16 protein-coding genes are annotated in these 16567 nt (G+C 68.7%); 5 read left to right on the forward strand and 11 right to left on the reverse strand.

The features are described 5' to 3' along the window. Window positions 1–188: 188 nt before the first annotated feature. Window positions 189–587 (reverse strand): GntR family transcriptional regulator, encoded by a 399-nt coding sequence (locus AC0IZJ_RS18205; RefSeq protein ID WP_471852617.1) that lies wholly within the window; start codon window positions 585–587, stop codon window positions 189–191. Between the two features lie 232 nt (window positions 588–819). Here AC0IZJ_RS18205 and AC0IZJ_RS18210 point away from each other — a divergent pair, with 232 nt between their 5' ends. The 5 genes from AC0IZJ_RS18210 to AC0IZJ_RS18230 all read left to right on the forward strand — a co-directional run bounded on the left by AC0IZJ_RS18210 (window position 820) and on the right by AC0IZJ_RS18230 (window position 6061). Beyond that, a complete protein-coding gene (locus AC0IZJ_RS18210; RefSeq protein ID WP_471852619.1) occupies window positions 820–4221 on the forward strand; it encodes an ATP-binding protein in 3402 nt (1133 codons plus the stop codon). Window positions 4222–4248: 27 nt separating this feature from the next. Then, window positions 4249–4410, forward strand: coding sequence for a helix-turn-helix domain-containing protein (locus tag AC0IZJ_RS18215; protein WP_471852621.1), 162 nt, complete (start codon window positions 4249–4251; stop codon window positions 4408–4410). A gap of 106 nt (window positions 4411–4516) precedes the next feature. Beyond that, window positions 4517–5131 (forward strand): OmpA family protein, encoded by a 615-nt coding sequence (locus AC0IZJ_RS18220; protein ID WP_471852623.1) that lies wholly within the window; start codon window positions 4517–4519, stop codon window positions 5129–5131. Window positions 5132–5255: 124 nt separating this feature from the next. Further along, complete coding sequence (locus AC0IZJ_RS18225) at window positions 5256–5678, forward strand: copper chaperone PCu(A)C (RefSeq protein WP_471852624.1); 423 nt, start codon at window positions 5256–5258, stop codon at window positions 5676–5678. Continuing rightward, window positions 5678–6061, forward strand: a complete 384-nt coding sequence (locus tag AC0IZJ_RS18230) for a DUF1801 domain-containing protein (protein ID WP_471852625.1) — start codon at window positions 5678–5680, stop codon at window positions 6059–6061. Before AC0IZJ_RS18225 ends, AC0IZJ_RS18230 begins: the two co-directional genes overlap by 1 nt. A gap of 1 nt (window position 6062) precedes the next feature. Here the strand turns inward: AC0IZJ_RS18230 and AC0IZJ_RS18235 are convergent, their stop codons facing one another. The 10 genes from AC0IZJ_RS18235 to AC0IZJ_RS18280 all read right to left on the reverse strand — a co-directional run bounded on the left by AC0IZJ_RS18235 (window position 6063) and on the right by AC0IZJ_RS18280 (window position 16429). Further along, window positions 6063–6713, reverse strand: a complete 651-nt coding sequence (locus tag AC0IZJ_RS18235) for a PEP-CTERM sorting domain-containing protein (RefSeq protein WP_471852626.1) — start codon at window positions 6711–6713, stop codon at window positions 6063–6065. 209 nt (window positions 6714–6922) lie between these two features. Beyond that, window positions 6923–7819, reverse strand: coding sequence for an alpha/beta fold hydrolase (locus tag AC0IZJ_RS18240; RefSeq protein WP_471852627.1), 897 nt, complete (start codon window positions 7817–7819; stop codon window positions 6923–6925). A gap of 10 nt (window positions 7820–7829) precedes the next feature. Next, window positions 7830–8426 carry an ATP-dependent Clp protease proteolytic subunit gene (locus tag AC0IZJ_RS18245; RefSeq protein ID WP_471852628.1) on the reverse strand — a complete coding sequence of 199 codons (597 nt, stop codon included), beginning with the start codon at window positions 8424–8426 and terminating at the stop codon, window positions 7830–7832. Window positions 8427–8489: 63 nt separating this feature from the next. Then, entirely contained in the window at window positions 8490–9260 is a 771-nt protein-coding gene (locus AC0IZJ_RS18250) for a DUF4184 family protein (protein ID WP_471852629.1), read from the reverse strand. A gap of 56 nt (window positions 9261–9316) precedes the next feature. Continuing rightward, window positions 9317–9733 (reverse strand): GFA family protein, encoded by a 417-nt coding sequence (locus AC0IZJ_RS18255; protein ID WP_471852630.1) that lies wholly within the window; start codon window positions 9731–9733, stop codon window positions 9317–9319. A 16-nt stretch (window positions 9734–9749) separates the two neighbouring features. Continuing rightward, window positions 9750–10598 (reverse strand): esterase/lipase family protein, encoded by an 849-nt coding sequence (locus tag AC0IZJ_RS18260; RefSeq protein WP_471852631.1) that lies wholly within the window; start codon window positions 10596–10598, stop codon window positions 9750–9752. A gap of 34 nt (window positions 10599–10632) precedes the next feature. Continuing rightward, on the reverse strand, window positions 10633–12279 hold the full coding sequence (locus AC0IZJ_RS18265; protein ID WP_471852632.1) for a wax ester/triacylglycerol synthase family O-acyltransferase: 1647 nt from the start codon (window positions 12277–12279) through the stop codon (window positions 10633–10635). 109 nt (window positions 12280–12388) lie between these two features. Then, window positions 12389–12727 carry a PspC domain-containing protein gene (locus AC0IZJ_RS18270; protein ID WP_471852633.1) on the reverse strand — a complete coding sequence of 113 codons (339 nt, stop codon included), beginning with the start codon at window positions 12725–12727 and terminating at the stop codon, window positions 12389–12391. A gap of 103 nt (window positions 12728–12830) precedes the next feature. Next, window positions 12831–14627: an ABC transporter substrate-binding protein gene (locus AC0IZJ_RS18275; protein WP_471852635.1), complete on the reverse strand. Its 1797-nt coding sequence runs from the start codon at window positions 14625–14627 to the stop codon at window positions 12831–12833. Beyond that, window positions 14624–16429: an ABC transporter substrate-binding protein gene (locus AC0IZJ_RS18280; RefSeq protein WP_471852636.1), complete on the reverse strand. Its 1806-nt coding sequence runs from the start codon at window positions 16427–16429 to the stop codon at window positions 14624–14626. Before AC0IZJ_RS18280 ends, AC0IZJ_RS18275 begins: the two co-directional genes overlap by 4 nt. Between the last annotated feature and the right edge of the window lie 138 nt (window positions 16430–16567).

The following is a 16567-nucleotide window of genomic DNA, read 5'->3' on the forward strand; positions in this document are numbered from 1 at the left end:
GACGCCGCCCGGGCTCATCCCAGGCAAGCTGCGCAACGACGCCATGCGCCCGCGCAGACCCTCTCCCGAAGGGTTGTCACTCAAAAGCCCGCGCGCGGCGTTGCGAAGCCTCGCTGGGGTCGACCCCAGCTTCGTTTCGCGCCTTGCTCGCGGGCTTTTGAGTGGCAACGCATCCACCTTCCGTAGCCTCAGGAGGCCCCCTGCTCGTCGAGGATCTTCTTGAAAAGGGTCAGGGCTTGCGCCTTGGGCAGTTCCAGCTGGCGCGATTCGGCGGCAGCTTTCTCCAGCGTCGGCCTCAGCAGCTCGACGCGGTCGGCGGTGGATTGCGCCCGCTGGTGCTGGGCCGCCACGACCATGGACAGGCCACGTCGCCGCTCCAGCACGCCGTCGCTCTCCAGCAGCGAATAGGCCTTGGAGACGGTCATCGGGTGCACGGCCAGCGCCTGTGCCAACTCGCGCACCGACGGAATCTCGTCGCCGGCCTTCAGCTGCCCGGCCGCCACGCGCCGCCTCACCTGCTCTATGAGCTGGCGGTAGATGGGCTCGGGCGAGCCGGTGTTGATGTGAACGAAGCGGGTGGGGTCCATGGTTTACTGCAAACGTGTACTAGTACGATAGTACACATAGACAGTCGCGTCAAGCACGTTCGCTGCGCTGTTCGCACCCCGGTCCCTGCATGTCCACGTTCCAACGCAGCGACGCAGCTGATGGCGCGTGTGATGGCCCGTGTGATGACGGTGCTCCGGGCCCTATGACCAGGGTGGCAACGACCCGTTGCCGTCAAGTCGACGAGACCCTAGCGGCCTATCATCGTCGGCAATGCCGACAGACGATGACCACCAGCAGGCCCTGATCGATGCCATCGGCGCGCTGGAACGCCAGCGTGAGGCGCTGGGCGATGGCGTGGTGGACGCAGCGCTGGCGCCGCTGCTGCGCCAGCTGCGGGCCGCAGCCCCCGAGACGGCCGAGCCGGAGCGTCGGCTGCGCCAGGTGAGCGTGCTGTTCCTGGACCTCGTCGGCTCCACGCAGCTCATCCAGCACCTGGACCCTGAGGACGCGCAGTCGGTGGTGGACGGCGCGCTCGCGGCATTCACCGCCATCGTGCAGCGCCACGGCGGTGAAGTGATGCGTTATGCCGGCGACAATATCAAGGCGGCATTCGGCGTCAGCGGCACGCGCGAGGACGACGCCGAGCGCGCCGTGCTGTGCGGGCTGGCGCTGCTGCAGGAAGCGGCTCGGCGCGGCAATGCCGTGCGGCGCGAGCATGGCCACGAGGGTTTTGACGCCCGCGTCGGCATCCACACCGGCACTGTGGTGATGGGCGGCGGCATCGAGAAGGACAAGAGCCTGAGCGGCCTGGCCGTCAACATCGCCGCGCGGCTGGAGCAGGCCGCGCCCACGGGCGTGTTGCGCGTCAGCCAGGACACCTGGGCCCTGGTGCGCGGGGTGTTCGATGCCGACGCGCAGCCGCCGTTGACCGTCAAGGGCCACGACGCGCCTATCGCCAGCTGGCTGGTGCGCGGCAGCAAGCCGCGCGCCTTCCGGCTGGTCGCGCGTGGCATCGAGGGCCTGGAGACTGCCCTCGTCGGCCGTCGTGCCGAACTGGCGCAGCTCGATGCCGCCTTTGAAGGCGTTCTCGCCGACCGCGCACCGCGCGCGTTGACGCTGATCGCCGAGGCCGGGCTCGGCAAGAGCCGGCTGTTGCACGAGTTCCAGCACCGGCTGTCGGCGCACGCGGCCACCTGCTGGCTGATGCAGGCGCGCTCGCAGCCCTCGGGCGGCCTGCAGCCCTATGGCCTGCTGCGCGACATGGTGTCACGCCGGCTCCACATTGCCGACAGCGACAGCGCCGAGGTCGCGAAGGCCAAGCTCATCGCCGGGCTGGCGCCCTGGTTGGCCCAGCCGGACGACCCCGCGCCCGAACCGCTGGGCCAGCTCATCGGCCTGGACTTCAGCGGCACGCCGGCGCTGGTGCGCCTGGGCACCGACGCCAGCCTGCTGCGCGATCGCGGCCTGGCGGCGCTGCGCGTGTGGCTGGAGCGGCTGAGCGCCAGCGACGGTTCGCCCGTCGTGCTGCTGCTCGATGACCTGCAGTGGAGCGACGACGCCTCGCTGGACGCGCTGGCCGTGCTGCTCAAGCGCTCGACGATGCCGTTGCTGGCGCTCGTGTGTGCCAGGCCCGGCCTGATCGAGCGCCGGCCCGACTGGGGCGAGGGGTGGGCCCAGCACCGGCGGCTGACACTGCAGGCGCTGGACGAGCAGGAGCAGGGCGAGCTGACCGATGCGCTGCTGCAGCGGCTGGACGAGGTGCCCGTCATGCTCAGCACGTTGATCCGCCAGCGTGCCGAGGGCAATCCGTTCTACGCCGAAGAGCTGGTGAAGATGCTGCTCGACCATGGCGTCATCGAGACGCACGAGGGTCGCTGGCACTTCCATGCGGCGCGGCTGCAGCCCGGGCGGCTGCCGACCACGCTGACGGGCGTGCTGCAGGCCCGCATCGACGCGCTGACGCCCTACGCGCGAACCGCGCTGCAGTTGGCCAGCGTCATCGGCCCGGTGTTCTGGGACGAGGCGCTGGATGCGCTGGACGATGCCGCTGCGGCGTCGCTGCCGGTGCTGCAGGCGCGCGCCATGGTGCAGGTGCGGCCGACCAGCGTGTTCGAGGACGCTGTCGAGGAAGCCTTCCACCACCACCTGCTTCACCAGGTGAGCTACGACACCGTGCTGAAGGAGCAGCGGCGCCAGGCGCATGCACGTGTTGCCGCGTGGCTGACCGCGCGCGTCGGTGGCCGCAGCGACGAGTACCTGGCCATCACCGCCGAGCATCACGCGCGCGCCGGCCAGCATGCGCAGGCGGCCGACTGGTTCGAACGCGCAGCAAGACTCGCCGCGCGGCGCTACGCCAGCCGCCAGGCGCTGCACTTCATCGACCGCGCGTTGGCCGAGGCGGCGCTCGCCCCCGAGCCCTGCCCGGCCGAACTGCTGTTCGAACTGGAATGGCTGCGCTCCAACTGCTGCGTCCACCTGGGCCTGTCCGATGACCAGGGCCAGGTGCTCGACCGGATGCTTGCCCTCGGCGAGGCCCACGGCCGGCAGGACTGGCTCGCCCGTGCGCTGGCCGCGCTCACGCTGTGGTCCTACCGCCGCGGGCTGATGACCCAGGCCGAGGCGCTGGCGCGCCGCGGCGCAGAGGTCGCCGTCGCGGCCGACCACGCGGCCTCGGCGGCGATATGCATCGGCAACATCGCCTACCTCCATCTGGAACGCCGGGAGTTCGATGCGGTGCGGGGTCATCTGGCGCAGGCGCATCCATGGGCCCGGCTGGCGCGCGAGCGCCTGCAGGTGCCCGGCGATGACGTCTACGAGGTGCAGATGCTGCTGATCGAGAACCACCTGCACTCCGCTGAGAACAACCACGCAGCGGCGGCCGATGCCTCGCGGCGCGCCGTGGCGGCGATGGAGGGCGCCGACCGGCCGCTGCTCCAGACCAACTGCCACGGCACGCTGGTCACGGACGCCTTCGTGCGCGGCGACCTGGCACTCGCCACCGCGCATCTTGAGATCGCCGAGCGGCTGACGCGCGAGTACGAACTGCAGGTCATGCTGCCGATGACGCAACGCGCACGCGCCTTCCTCTACCTGCTGCAGGAGCGTTGGGCGCAGGCCGGCGAGGCGGGCGCGGCGAGCGTGGCGACGTCCCGCGCGGCCGCCAACACCGTGGACGCGCTGAAGGGCCGTGCCCACGAGGCCGAGGCGGCCTGGCGCAGTGGCCGCTGCAGTGACGCCGTGCCCATCTGGCAGGAGATGGTGGCGACCTGCGAGCAACTGGGCGAGACCAACCGCATCCATGCGCCGCGCCTGCGGCTGGCCGACGCCCTTGCGGCGTCCGGCCAGCCCGACGACGTGGCGGCTGCGCACCAGGCCGTGCTGGCCGAGCTGGCTGCCGAGGCGCAGGGCGCGGCGATCAAGGGCCCCTACCGCGAGGCCGCGCGCCTGGCCGCGTGGCGTGTGCTGCGGCGGGCCGGTGACACGGTCGCCGCTGGCCAGCTGGCCCTGGCGGCGAACGAACTCGACCAGGTGCTGGGCGCCTTCGACGACGGCGATGTGCGCGAGCGCATCGTGCGCGTGATGCCCTGGCACCGTGAGGTGCTGGAAGCCCTGGGGCTGCCGCCGTCGGCCGTGCGCAATGCTGAATGGCTCCGCGCCGCGCGGCTCAACTGACATGGCGGACGACCAGGCCAGCGTGTCGTGCCCGGCCCGCTGGGCCAGCAGCGCATTGCCGAACGCGTGGGCGCTTCTCGCGCCATCGTCAACAGGCTGTTGCAGGACTTCGCTCGCGGTGGCTATATAGAGCTTGGAGGGCTAGCGTTTTCAAATGTGCTCGCGTCCCGCCGCAGCGCACAAAGGTAAGGCATTGTTGAGGCGCGTTAACGGCGCATGGATTGGTCACAGCTCGGTACGTTTGTCCGTGAAGGAATGCCTAGAGTCGCGCCACTTTCTTCTTCACGAGCCACTTATGACAAGACTTTCGCCCCTGATCGTTGCCTGCAGCGCCCTGATGCTGAGCGCTTGCGCCACCAAGGAGTTCGTCAAGGAGACGGTCGCTCCGGTGCAGACCAGCGTGGACGGCCTCAACACGCGCGTGCAGGCGCAGGACGATGGCCTCAAGGCGCTGGATGGCAAGCTGCAGAGCAGCGAGGCGCGCATGACGGCCATGCTGCAGCAAGAGGCTGCGGCGCGAACCCAGGCCTTCAACAACCTGCCCAAGCCGCCCGGCCTGCTGATGAGCACCGTGCTGACCGATGACAAGATCAAGTTCACTTCGGGCCGCGCCCAGCTCACCCCGCAGGCCGGCCAGGAACTCGATCAACTCGTCGCCAAGCTGAAGGCCGACAACCAGCCGGTGTTCGTTGAAATCCAGGGCCACACCGACGCGACCGGCCCCGACACGGCCAACGAGCAACTGGGCCTCAAGCGGGCCGAAGCCGTGCGCACGCACCTGGCCCGCGCCGGCCTGCCGCTGGCGCGCATGGCAACGATCAGCTACGGCGAATCAGCGCCCCTGGCCGACAACAACACCCGTGAAGGCCGCAGCACGAACCGGCGTGTTCAGCTGATCGTGATGCGCTGAGCTGGCGGGGAGCCTCTCGGCTCCCTGATGGGCTGGCCACTGGCGCGCGCAAAATCTTGAGGGCGGTTTGCGGCTTCGATTCATCAGAACAACAATGGCTGCTTGTTCGTTGAAGCCACCCGCCATGCGCCGTCTGCTGTTTGCCACCGTCCTGCTCGCGTCCCTTGGCGCCCAGGCTCAAAGTCCTGCCGTCAAGGTCGACGACCCCTGGGTGCGCGCCACGGTCGCGCCGCAAAAGGCCACTGGGGCTTTCATGCAGCTCACTGCGGTCAAGCCGGTCAAGGTCGTCTCGGCCAGCTCGCCGGTGGCGGCGATGGTCGAGATCCACGAGATGAAGATGGATGACGGCGTCATGAAGATGCGCGCCGTGGACGCGCTGCCGCTGCCGGCCGGCCAGGCCGTTGCATTGAAGCCGGGCAGCTATCACGTGATGCTGATGGGCTTGAAAGGCCCGATCAAGGCCGGCGAGACCGTGCCGCTGACCTTGACGGTCGAAGGCGAGGACGGCAAGCGCACAGCGGTCGAGGTCAAGGCTCAGGCGCGTTGATGTACCGCATTGAGGCCGACAGCCCGGACGCCTACGTCGCGGCAGTGGACGGCTGGCGCCAGGCCCGCGTCGCAGCGCTGCGTGCGGTGGTGCGGGAGGCGGCGCCCGGCAGCGAGGAGAGGCTCAAGTGGGGCCACCTCGTCTACTTCAGCGAGGGCCCGGTGCTGTTGATACGTGCGGAGGAAAGCCGCGTGTTGTTCGGTTTCTGGCGTGGCAAGCGCCTGCTCGACCTGGAGCCGCGCATGCAGGGCGGCGGCAAGTTCGAACTGCGCACGCTGTATCTGGACGAGAGCACGCCGTTCGAACGCGCCACTGCGCTGGCGCTGGTACGGGCCGCCGTCGCGCTCAACGCGCAGCTGGGCGACCCGACGAAGCGCCGCTAGTTCAGCGGCGGCGGCGGGCGATGCCCACGCCTGCCAGTGCAGCTAGCACCAGCGCGATGGAGGCCGGCTCGGGAATCACGGCGCCGGGCGAGAAGGCGGTGATGACGCGCACGTAGTCGCCGGGCGTGCCGGCGGATGTGTTGAACAGGATCTGGCGCGGGCCGTTGATGGTCACCAGGTCGCCCGCTTCGAGGCCGCGCTGGCCGGGGTTCAGGTAGTTGACGCCCGTGTTGGCCAGGATGTCGCTGGCCAGCAGCAGGCCGGTGCTGGTGATGATGCCGAGGATGTCGGAGTCGAAGTCGACGGTGCCGACGATGGTGGCCGACACGGGATCAAAGAAGATGTAGTGGCTGGCGACCTGGGTGCCGGCCGCGATGTCGGCACCGACGTCCATGTCGAGCAGGTTGGCCAGCAGGATGTTCTGGCTCTCGTCGAATCCGTAGAGGTTGGGCGACTGGAAGTTGTCGTTGCCAACGGTGTTGTCCGGCGTCGAGGCGGTGAACGGCACGAACAGCTTCACGAAGGTGCCGCCGTTGGTCTTGGCAGTGCCGCCGGTGACGGCGCCGCCAACGATGGTGGCCGACGCGGTGAAGGCCGCGAATGCCATGCACAGGCCGGCGGCCAGGGACGTGAAAGAGGAAATACGGGCCATAGCGGCTCTCCTGTTGGCCGATGTGCGGCCTGGGGGGTGGAAAGCCCGCGCGGAACAGCCGCGGGTTGAGCTAGCGTACGCATAAGGCGTGCCGCACTTGGCCCTCAGCGTCAAGTCCTTGATTGCGTGTGTTATTTGACGCGCGCGCCGCGTTTGGTGCGGTTACAGGTGTAAAGCGCGTCGACGCCCGATCAGCGTCTGGCGGGCACTCAGCCGCCCTTGGCGATGGCCGCGACCTCGGCGGCAAGCCGTGGCCACAGCGCCTCGGGCAAGTCATGACCCCAGCCGGGGATGGTTTCCAGCCGAGCGCCAGGAATGCGCCGGGCCAGGTCGTGCGCGGCGGCGACGGGGATCAGCGCGTCGCCTTCGCCGTGGATGATCAGCGTGGGCGCCGTGATGCGCGACAGCCGCGCGGCGCGGTGGCTGTCTGCGGCGATGGCAACGATCTGCCGGGCGACGGCCTGGGGCCGCATGGAGCGCCGCACCCCGCCGGCGATGCGCTCGCGCAGCTTGCCCGGCTCGGTCGGGTAGCCCGGGCTGCCGATGACGCCGTACAAGCGGACGAAATGGTCAAGGATGTTGTCCAGCGTCTGTGCCGGCGTGGCGCCGCGCCTGGGGCGCGACATCAGCACACGGCGCACCTTGAGGCTTTCGCGCGGCAGATTGCGGGCGCCGCTACTCGTCATCATCAGCGTCAGGCTCTTCAGCCGGTCCGCGTGGGCAAAGCCCATGTGCTGGGCGATCATGCCGCCCATGGAGGCGCCGCAGACGTGGGCCTTGGCAATGCCTAGAGCGTCCAGCACGCCGACGGCGTCGCGCGCCAGGTCGGCGAGTTGGTAGGGCGCCTTCACCGGCAGGTGCAGCGTGTGCAGCAGCGCCGCCAGCGGCACGCTGGGCACGCCCAGCTCGTCGAAGGGCTGGCTCAGGCCGATGTCGCGGTTGTCGAAGCGGATGACGCGAAAGCCCTGAGCCACCAGCTCATCGACCAAGCCTTCGGGCCAGGCGACGAGCTGCATGCCCAGGCCCATGATCATCAGCAGCGGCTCGCCGCTCTCGGGGCCGCGGATGTCGACTTCGATCCGGACGCCGTTGGCGGAGACCTGCATGTCGAAGAAATCAGCCCAGGTCGACCTGGCGCTCGATGACGCGTGACACCAGGCCGTAGGCGATGGCCTCGTCGGTGTTCATCCAGAAGTCGCGCTCGATGTCGACGGCCACGCGCTCAAGCGGTTGGCCGGTCTCCCGGGCAATGACGGCGGCGAGCCGCGAACGCACGCGCAGGATCTCCTTGGCCTGGATGGCGATGTCGCTGGCCTGGCCGCCGGCGCCGCCTGCGGGCTGGTGGATCATGAAGCGCGTGTTGGGCAGCGCGAAGCGGCGCTCCTTGGGCACGGACAGGTAGATGTGCGTGCCGGCGCTGGCGACCCAGCCGGTGCCGACGACGTTCACCGGCGCGCGCACGAAGCGGATCATGTCGTGGATGGCGTCGCCGCTCTCCACATGGCCGCCGGGCGACGAGATCAGCAGCGTGATCGGCGCGTCGGATTCCTGGCTGAGGGCCAGCAGGCGGCGGCAGGTGGCCAGCGCCATCTTGTCGTCGATCTCGCCGAAGACCATGACGAAGCGGCCCTTGAAGAGCAGCTGCTCTTCCTGCTTCTCGGGGGCGTCTTTCTTGGCAGCCTTGTCTTCGGCGGCGAGTGTGTGGTGTTGCATGGGGGGAGGTCCGGGTTGAGGGCGATACCTTACCGCGAGAAGCGCGGCGGCGTGAACGAGGGGTCAGGCGTCGCCCAGCCGGCGCCACCATGCGACGCTGGCGAGGACGAACAGCGCGGCGAAGCAGCTGGTGCTCCAGACGACCGTGCGCACGAGCAGGCGAGAGGTGTAGGCGGGCAGCGTGGCGGGTGTCAGCGCCCAGGCCGATGCGGCACCGACGACGGTGGCCACGGCCAGGCAGGCAAGCAGCAGGCGCCGACGTTGCGCGTCCTTTGGGGCGGATGCAGGCCGAGGCCGGGCGCGGATTGATCGCCGGTACACGAGCGCGAGTGCCGCCACGCCCACGGCGGTGCTCAGGTGCTGCAGCAGGTGGGTGGCGTGGAACTGCCGGTCCATGGCGTCCAGCAGCGGTTCTTCGAGCTCGGGCAGCAACTCGGCGCCCCAGCGGCCCTGATGCGTGAACGAGTCCCACAGCACGTGTGTGGCGGCGCCCAGCAGGACGGACAGCACGGCCACCGCCACGGCCCTCCACATGGTGTGCGGCGGCCGTTGCAGCTGTTCGCGCACGAGGGCGCGGTGAGGTTCAGCCAGCAGCACCGTCAGCGGCCCGGCAAAGCGCAGCAGCAGCGCCAGCATCAGCAGGCACACCGGCAGGCAGGCGGTGACGATGCCCTCGGGCGTGTGGCAGAACGCGCGCCATTTGCCGTGCATGCCGACGTAGTAGCTGATGTCGGGCGCCATGGCACCGAGGATCAGGGCGGGGAAGGAGAGCCAGCGGGGGCAGAGAGACCGCAGCGGCAGGACGGCGGCGGGGTGGGCGAAGGTCCAGGGCACGGGTCAGGTGTGCGTCGGCAGGCGAGCGGAAGAAGGAACGAGTGGACGATAACCCTTCAGCCACTGATGCCCGTCGGCGTCATGCCCGACTCACCGCCGAACTGGGCTTGGTCATCGCAGATGGCATGCCATGACGCCTTGTGGTCGACGAAGTAGTGCGCGCTGGGCGAACCGATGGGCCTGCCTTCCAGCGCGCCTGCCGGCACCCCGAGGATCTTCGGCAGGCGTGCGTCCGCCGTGAAGACATGCGACCCGCAGACACGACAGAAATGCCGCGTGACGTTCGGCGTGACGGGGAACGAGCTGATCGGCTCAGTGCCGGTGGTGCTGACGGCCGTTCCCGGAAAGCTCACCCAGGTGGTGAAGGCCGCACCGCTCAAGCGGCGGCACTGGCCGCAGTGGCAGTTGACGACGCTCTTGGGCGCTGCGTCCAGCTTGATGTTGACCGCCGCGCAGTAGCAGCGGATCGACAAGACGGGTGGCTGCGCGCTACTCATCCGCGGCGCTTGCCGGCGTCTTGTAGAACCACCGTCTCGCCCCCTTGGGCTCGAACGGCTGCCAGCCTCCGTCCGGCTGCGCCAGGCGGTCCGCCAGTGCGTACAGCGCAATCGGGTTCACACCCAGGCCGACGTGGCTGGCCTGGACCTCGATGTTCTCGGCCAGCGGCGACGGCTCGTTGACGCTGCAGCGCCAGGCGACGACGCCGTCGCTCTTCGAGTAGATGGACGTCGTCGGCACCGGCGGGGCCTGGCGGATCTGGGCGAGCAGTTGATGGTCGTCGGCCACGGTCTGGCCACTGACCATCTCGAAGAACCGCCAGGCGTTGGTGGCGCGCGGGTGGCCGGTGAAGGGCGTGCCCAGCGTGATGACGCAGCGCGTCAGCTCCGGGCACTCCTTGGCCAGCTCACGGGCATAGATGCCGCCCAGACTCCAGCCGATCAGGCTGACCTTGCGGCCGCCGTGGCGGCGGCTCAGCTCGGTCAGGTCGGCCTTGGCCCGTTCCAGCACGCCGGTGCGCGGGCCGAAGTTGAAGCCCTGGCCCCAGGGCTGGGTGGCATAGCCCAGCGAGTCCAGCATGGCGCGCAGTGGTGCGGTGGTCAGGTCGTTGGCGCCCAGGCCGGGGAAGACGAGGACCGGGTGGCCGTCGCCGTGCGGCAGCTTCTTCATCCAAGGCAGCGTGGCCAGCAGGGCCGCGTACTCCCAGGGCGCGCGGCCTTCGAGCATCAGCAGCCAGGCATTGGGGGCGCGCAGGTCGTGCCAGTCGGGTTGGGCGGCGGCGGGCGTCTGGGGCCGGTGCGGGTTGGCGCGCGGGGCGCGTGGCGAGCGTGTAGCGGGCATGCGAAAGGCGAGGTCGGGCGAGGCCCTGCCATTGTTAGCCGGCTACCGCCTTCTTCCGGGGCGTGCTTGCCCGGGGCCTGGCTGTCGCCTGGGTGACTGGCTTCTTGGTCGCGACCTTCTTGGCGGCCGGTTTCTTCGCAGCAGCCGGCTTCCTGGCTGGCGGCGCGGGCGCGGGCGCCGGGTCGGGCGCAACCTCCGCCACCGGCAACGCCTGCAACTCCATGAACGCCGCATCCACATACGCCGCCAGCTCACCCATCTCCGGCAGCGCCTCGCCGCAGGCCATCAGGCCGATGTCCAGGGACTGGTTGTAGGTCTGCACCGTCACGTTGAGGGCCAGGCCGTGTACGGCGATGGAGGTGGGGTAGTTGGTCAGCATCTGCGCGCCGGCGAGATACAGCGGCAGCTGCGGGCCGGGCACGTTCGAGATGACCACATTGGCCACCACCGGCAGCTTCTCGGCCACCTTGGCGCGGCCGTAGAGCATGGCGCCGGCCTGCATCAGCCAGGGGATGCCCAGGCTCGGGAAGTCCGTCGGCATCAGGCTCTTGAGCTGGGCCATCTGCGCCTTCATGGCCTTGCTGGCGGCGATGACGTGGGCCAGGCGCTCGGCCGGATTGGCCAGGTGGGTGCCCAGGCTCATGAAGGTCATGGTGGCCTGGTTGTTGGCCGTGGTGTCACCGGCTGCGCGGGTGGACACGGGCACGGCGGCGACCAGGCTCTTGCGCGGCAGCGGGCCGTGCTTGGCGAAGTAGCGCCGCAGCGCGCCGCCAATGACGAAGAGCACGGCGTCGTTCAGGCTCGCGTGGTGGCGCTTGCGTGTGCGGTTGAGCTCGGCGAGCGGCAAAGTGACACCGGCGAAGGAGCGTGTGTCGGACAGGCTGACGTTGAAGCGTGTGCGCGGCGCCGGGCCGAGGCTGGACACTGCTGTCTTGCCGCGCACGATTGAACTCGTCTGCGCGGCCACGCTGGCGAGCAGCGTGCGCAGTTTGTCGACCGAGCCGCCCGCCGCCGCGCCGCCGACATAGCCCACGGCCATGTTGCCCAGGATGTTGGCCGCGCTGGGCAGGGAGCGGGCGAGCTTGACCGTCTGCTGCCACTGCTGCGAGACGGCCGCGCGCAGCATGCCGACCGTACCGAGCTGGCCGCGCTTCTTGCCGCGCGCGGCGGTGGACTCGATGGGGCGCGGCTCGGGGCTCAGGTCGAGGATCACCTGGGCCAGCGCCACGGCGGCCTGGCCGTCCACGGCGGCGTGGTGAAGCTGGGTGTAGAGGGCCACGCGCACCTGGCCTTCGGGGCCCGGCTCCAGGCCGGTGAAAACGCGGAACTTCCACAGCGGCCGGCTGCGGTCCAGCAGCACGGGGTGCAGCGCGCCGACCTGCGCCTCCAGGTCGCCCAGGCCGCTGCCCTCTCGCAGCGGCACCTCGACGATGTGTTCCTCGAGGTCAGGATCGGCGTCCACCCAGCCGGGGTTGGACAGGCCCAGGGGCATCGCAATGAGCTTGCGGCGCAGCGCCGGGAGCAGCGGCATGCGCACGCGCATGTGCTCGCGCAGGTCCTCGATGTAGTCGCCGTCGTAGCCGGCGGGCAGCTCCAGCAGGTGCAGGGCGCCGACATGCATCGGCATCTGCGGCGTTTCCAGGTACAGAAAACTGGCGTCGAGGCCGGCGAGCTGTTTCATGAGACCACCCCCTACGGCCTGGCGGCCGCCCCCTCAAGGGGGCACTGCCGACGGCCCGGCAAAGCCGGATCCGTGGCAGTCACTTGAGGAGTCGGCCTTGCGGCCTCTGTTATTCCTCCGGAACGAAGATCCAGAGGAGGATGTAGAGGAGTATGCCGCTGCCGAAGGCCAGGAAGAGCACGACGAAGATCAGGCGCCAGACCCAGGAATCCAGCCCGGTCGTGCGGGCGATGCCGCCGCAGACGCCGCCGATCCAGCGGTCCAGCCGCGCGCGGCGCAGGCCGTTGACGGCGCCCAGGTTGGGGCTGGGCGTGCTGCCATAGCTTGGCGCCGCATGGCCCTGTGACCGCTCCAGTACGCGGGCTTTGGCCTTGGCGAACTCGTCGTCGCTGAGCACGCCGCGGGCGTGCAGGTCGGCCAGCTTGTTGAGTTCTTCTGCGTCGTTCATCTGGGGCTCCTTGGCGGTTGATGAGCTGAAGCCTAACGGCAGGGCGCGTGCCCACGAGCCGCTTGCGACGGTCGGTCGAATCCTTGGGATGCGCCCCCGGTTTTCAATGGACAGGCCGCTTGGCCGGGTCCACGTCCACGAACTGCCAGAAGTCCTGCCAGAACAGCGGGCGGCGATAGCCGCTCATCCAGGCCTGCTCGATGTCGGTGACGATGCGGTGGGCATTCACCTTGTAAGGCAGATAGATCACAGCGATGCGTTTGGCTTCCTTGAACAAGGCCTCGCGCTCGGGGCCGTCGGGCAGGGCCTGCATGCGCTCGTACATCGCATCGAATTGGGCGTTCTTGAAGCGGGGCAGGTTCGCCGTGCCTGCGGCCGGCCCGTACAGGCGCTGCAGGGCCTCCTGGCCGTCCGACGAGGCGGCCGACGAACCCACCGGCCACATCTGGTACTTGCCCGCCTGGGCGGCCTTGAGGTTCTCCGGCCATTGCTGGATCTTGATCTCCAGCTTGATGCCGATGGCGCGCATGGCTTTCTCCCACAGCTCGTCCACGGCGCGGCTCAGGGAGTTGGACTCGGTGTTGCGCGTGATGACGAGCGGCCTGCCGTCGGGCAGGTCGCGCCAGCCGTCGCCGTCCTTGTCGACATAGCCATACATGTCGAGCAGGGCCTTGGCGCGCGCCGGGTCGTAGTCGCTCATCTCGCTCTTGAAGGCCGGGTCGTAGCCGCTCGTGTTGGGCACGATGGGCGCCTGGGCCGGCACCGCCTGGCCACGCCGTGCACTTTTGATTTCCTTGTTGACGTCGTAGGCCAGCGAGATGGCCCTGCGCAACGCGACCTTGTCGGGCGTGACGCCGCCAATGACGGGGTCTTCCATGTTGAAGCAGGTCAGGGTCATGTCCGGCGACAGCGTGAACACAGCCTGCATGCCGCGCTTGGCCAGGTTGGGCGCAATCTTGCCGCCCGGCGCTGCCTGGGTGATGAAGTCCTCGGGCACGCGCTCGATGAAGTCGTGCTCGTTGTTCAGGAAGGACAGCCAGCGGGGCTGGTTCTCCTCGATGACGTCGACGATGACGCGGTCGACCATCGGGATGCGCCGGCCCTTGAACCGGGCGTAGATGGCCTGCGCCTCCTTGTCGTCGGCCGCCGGTTGGGATTCGTAGTGGCGCTCCCGGTAGCCCGGGTTGCGCTCGAAGACCATCTGCGAGCTGCGCCGCCATTCCTTCAGCACGAAGGGGCCGGTGCCGACCGGGTGCTCCATGATCTTGTCGCCATAGAACTCGACCACCTCGCGGGCGACGGCGCCGTAGAGGTCGTTGCCGGCAAAGATGGATTCGATCAGGCGGGGGCGGGGCGCGCTGGTCTTGATCTGCAGCGTGTAGCGGTCGAGTGCACGCACGCCTTCGATCTCGGTGTCGTAGGGAAAGGCCTTCTTGGACTTGATGACCTTCTCGCGCAATTCGGCCAGGCCGACGAGGTTGTTCTCTTCATACGCCACCCAGGCCTGGGCGTTGGTGGCCGGGTCGGCAAAGCGCTTGATGCTATAGACGAAGTCGGCCGCAACGACCTCGCGCTTGTTGCCCTTGAAGGCCGGGTCGTCGGCGAAATAGATGCCGGGCCTGACCTTGATCGTGAAGGTCTTGAAGTCGGCGCTGACCTCGGGCTCGCCGGCAGCAATCAGCGGCATCAGCCGTGTCGGCCGGGCCAGCGGATCGAAGGCGTAGAGCGTCTCGAAGATGTGGGCGGTAACGGTGCGCGAGTAGATGTCGGAGATGCGTGCCGGGTCGAAGCCGGTCTCGGCGATGCGGAAGGCATAACGCAGCGTCTTGACGGGCTCGGCCGCCCCTGCGGGCGCAGCGAGGCAGAGGCAGGTGGCGAGCGCGGCGAGCAGTTGTTTCATGGCTTGGGCAGGGCGGAGGGGTCGATGTCGACGTACTTCCAGTAGTCGCGCACGAAGATGTTGCGGCTGTAGCCGCGCACCCAGGGTTGGGCCATGTCGGTCCAGATGCGGTGGACATGGAACTTGTAGGGCGCGTAGGCAACGAGCAGGCGCTGCGCCTCCAGCATCAGCGCGGCGCGCTCGGGGCCGTCGGGCAGGGCCTTCTGCTTTTCGTAGAGGGTGTCGAAGGCGCGCAGCGAGAAACGCGGCTTGTTGGCCTTGCCGCTGGCCGCGCTGGAGCCCAGGGCGAGGAAGGTGTCGCCATCGGGCGTGGTGCCCACCCAGCCGACGTTCCACATCTGCAGCTTGCCGGCGTTGGCGGCCTTGAGCTGCTCGGGGAACTTGCCGATCTTGAAGCGGATATGGATGCCCAGGGCGTCCATGTTCTTCTGCCACTGCTCGGCCATCTGGCGGCGCTCGCCGTCGGTCAGCGTCGAGTACTCGATGGACAGCGGCTTGCCGTCGGGCAGTTCGCGGTAGCCGTCGCCGTCCACGTCCTTGTAGCCGTACATGTCCAGCAAGGCCTTGGCCTTGGGCAGGTTGTATTCGCTGTTCTCCGACTTGAAGGCCGGGTCGTAGCCGTAGGCGACGGTCGGCATGGGGCTCTGGGCCTTCAGCGCCTGGCCGCGGCGCACGAGTCGGATCTCCTTGTCCAGGTCGACGGCCAGGTTGATCGCGCGGCGCAGCGCAATCTTCTCGGGCGTGTAGCCGCCGACGACCGGGTCCTCCATGCTGTAGTAGCTGAAGGAGATGTCGGCGCGCGGATAGCGCGTCATCGTGATGCCGCGCTTGGCGAGGTTGGGCGCCAGCTTGTTGCCCGGCATGGCGATGCTGGCGAAGTCGATGGGCACTTCCTCGATGACCTCGGACTCGCTGCTGAGGAAAGACAGCCAGCGCGGCTGGGCCTCTTCGATGATGTCAATGACCACGCGGTCCACCATCGGCAGCTTCCTGCCCTGCAACGCAGCCACCTCGGCCTGCAATTGCGCGCTGGAGCCCGGCGGCGCGGTCTCCCCGTAGCGCACGTCGCGGTAGTTGGGGTTCTTGTCCAGCACGATGCGCGAGCTGCGCCGCCATTCGGCCAGGCGCCAGGCGTTGGTGCCGACCGGGTGTTCCATGATCTTGTCGCCATAGAACTCCACCACCTCGCGCGCCACGGCGCCCAGGAAGCCGGGGTCGCTGAACTGGTAGACGAAGCGCGGGTCGGCCACGCCCAGCTTGAGCTGGAAGGTGTAGCGGTCCAGCGTCTTCAGCCCCTCGACGACGCGGTCGTAGTCGAACGGCTTCTTGGCCTTCATCAATTCCTGGCGCAGCTCCGACAGACCGACGATCTTGACGTTTTCCAGCAGGTAGAGGTTGGGGCTCTTCCATTGCGGGTCGTAGTGGCGCTTGACGCTGTAGACGTAATCCTCGGCGGTCAGCTCGCGCTTCTTTCCCTTGAAGGCCGGGTCGTCCGCGAAGTAGATGCCCGGCTTGACGCGCATCGTGATGGTCTTGAAGTCGGCGCTGATCTCGGGCATCTCGGCCAGCGTGGCGGGGCGCAGCTTGAACGGGCGGGCGCCGAAGTCGTATTCCAGCGGCGCATCCAGGATGCCGGCGACGATGGCCTTGGAGTAGAGGTCGCTGATCTGGGCGGGGTCGAAGCCGGTCTCGGCCACCTTGAACGCCTGGCGCAGCACCTTCTCCTGCGCCTGGGCCCGGACTGGGGTGACAAGGATGGTGCAGGCCAGCAGCAGGCCGGTCAGCAGGAGGGAAGACTTCATTGCAGAAAGGCGCGCAGGCTCTTGGGAAGCGCGGAGTCTAGTGAAACCGTCAGGCCGCCGGCCAAGTCGCCTCGCATAGACTCGCCCCGGTTTTCCCGTGTAACCCGGCACCGGCGGCGGGTTTTGCAGTTTCCTGGA

It is taken from the genome of Roseateles sp. AC306, from assembly GCF_979253795.1.

Coding starts and splice junctions, on each gene's coding strand:
- AC0IZJ_RS18205 (WP_471852617.1), bottom strand. CDS start 587: ATGGACCCCACCCGCTTCGTTCACATCAACACCGGCTCGCCCGAGCCC.
- AC0IZJ_RS18210 (WP_471852619.1), top strand. CDS start 820: ATGCCGACAGACGATGACCACCAGCAGGCCCTGATCGATGCCATCGGC.
- AC0IZJ_RS18220 (WP_471852623.1), top strand. CDS start 4,517: ATGACAAGACTTTCGCCCCTGATCGTTGCCTGCAGCGCCCTGATGCTG.
- AC0IZJ_RS18225 (WP_471852624.1), top strand. CDS start 5,256: ATGCGCCGTCTGCTGTTTGCCACCGTCCTGCTCGCGTCCCTTGGCGCC.
- AC0IZJ_RS18230 (WP_471852625.1), top strand. CDS start 5,678: ATGTACCGCATTGAGGCCGACAGCCCGGACGCCTACGTCGCGGCAGTG.
- AC0IZJ_RS18235 (WP_471852626.1), bottom strand. CDS start 6,713: ATGGCCCGTATTTCCTCTTTCACGTCCCTGGCCGCCGGCCTGTGCATG.
- AC0IZJ_RS18240 (WP_471852627.1), bottom strand. CDS start 7,819: ATGCAGGTCTCCGCCAACGGCGTCCGGATCGAAGTCGACATCCGCGGC.
- AC0IZJ_RS18245 (WP_471852628.1), bottom strand. CDS start 8,426: ATGCAACACCACACACTCGCCGCCGAAGACAAGGCTGCCAAGAAAGAC.
- AC0IZJ_RS18260 (WP_471852631.1), bottom strand. CDS start 10,598: ATGCCCGCTACACGCTCGCCACGCGCCCCGCGCGCCAACCCGCACCGG.
- AC0IZJ_RS18265 (WP_471852632.1), bottom strand. CDS start 12,279: ATGAAACAGCTCGCCGGCCTCGACGCCAGTTTTCTGTACCTGGAAACG.
- AC0IZJ_RS18270 (WP_471852633.1), bottom strand. CDS start 12,727: ATGAACGACGCAGAAGAACTCAACAAGCTGGCCGACCTGCACGCCCGC.
- AC0IZJ_RS18275 (WP_471852635.1), bottom strand. CDS start 14,627: ATGAAACAACTGCTCGCCGCGCTCGCCACCTGCCTCTGCCTCGCTGCG.
- AC0IZJ_RS18280 (WP_471852636.1), bottom strand. CDS start 16,429: ATGAAGTCTTCCCTCCTGCTGACCGGCCTGCTGCTGGCCTGCACCATC.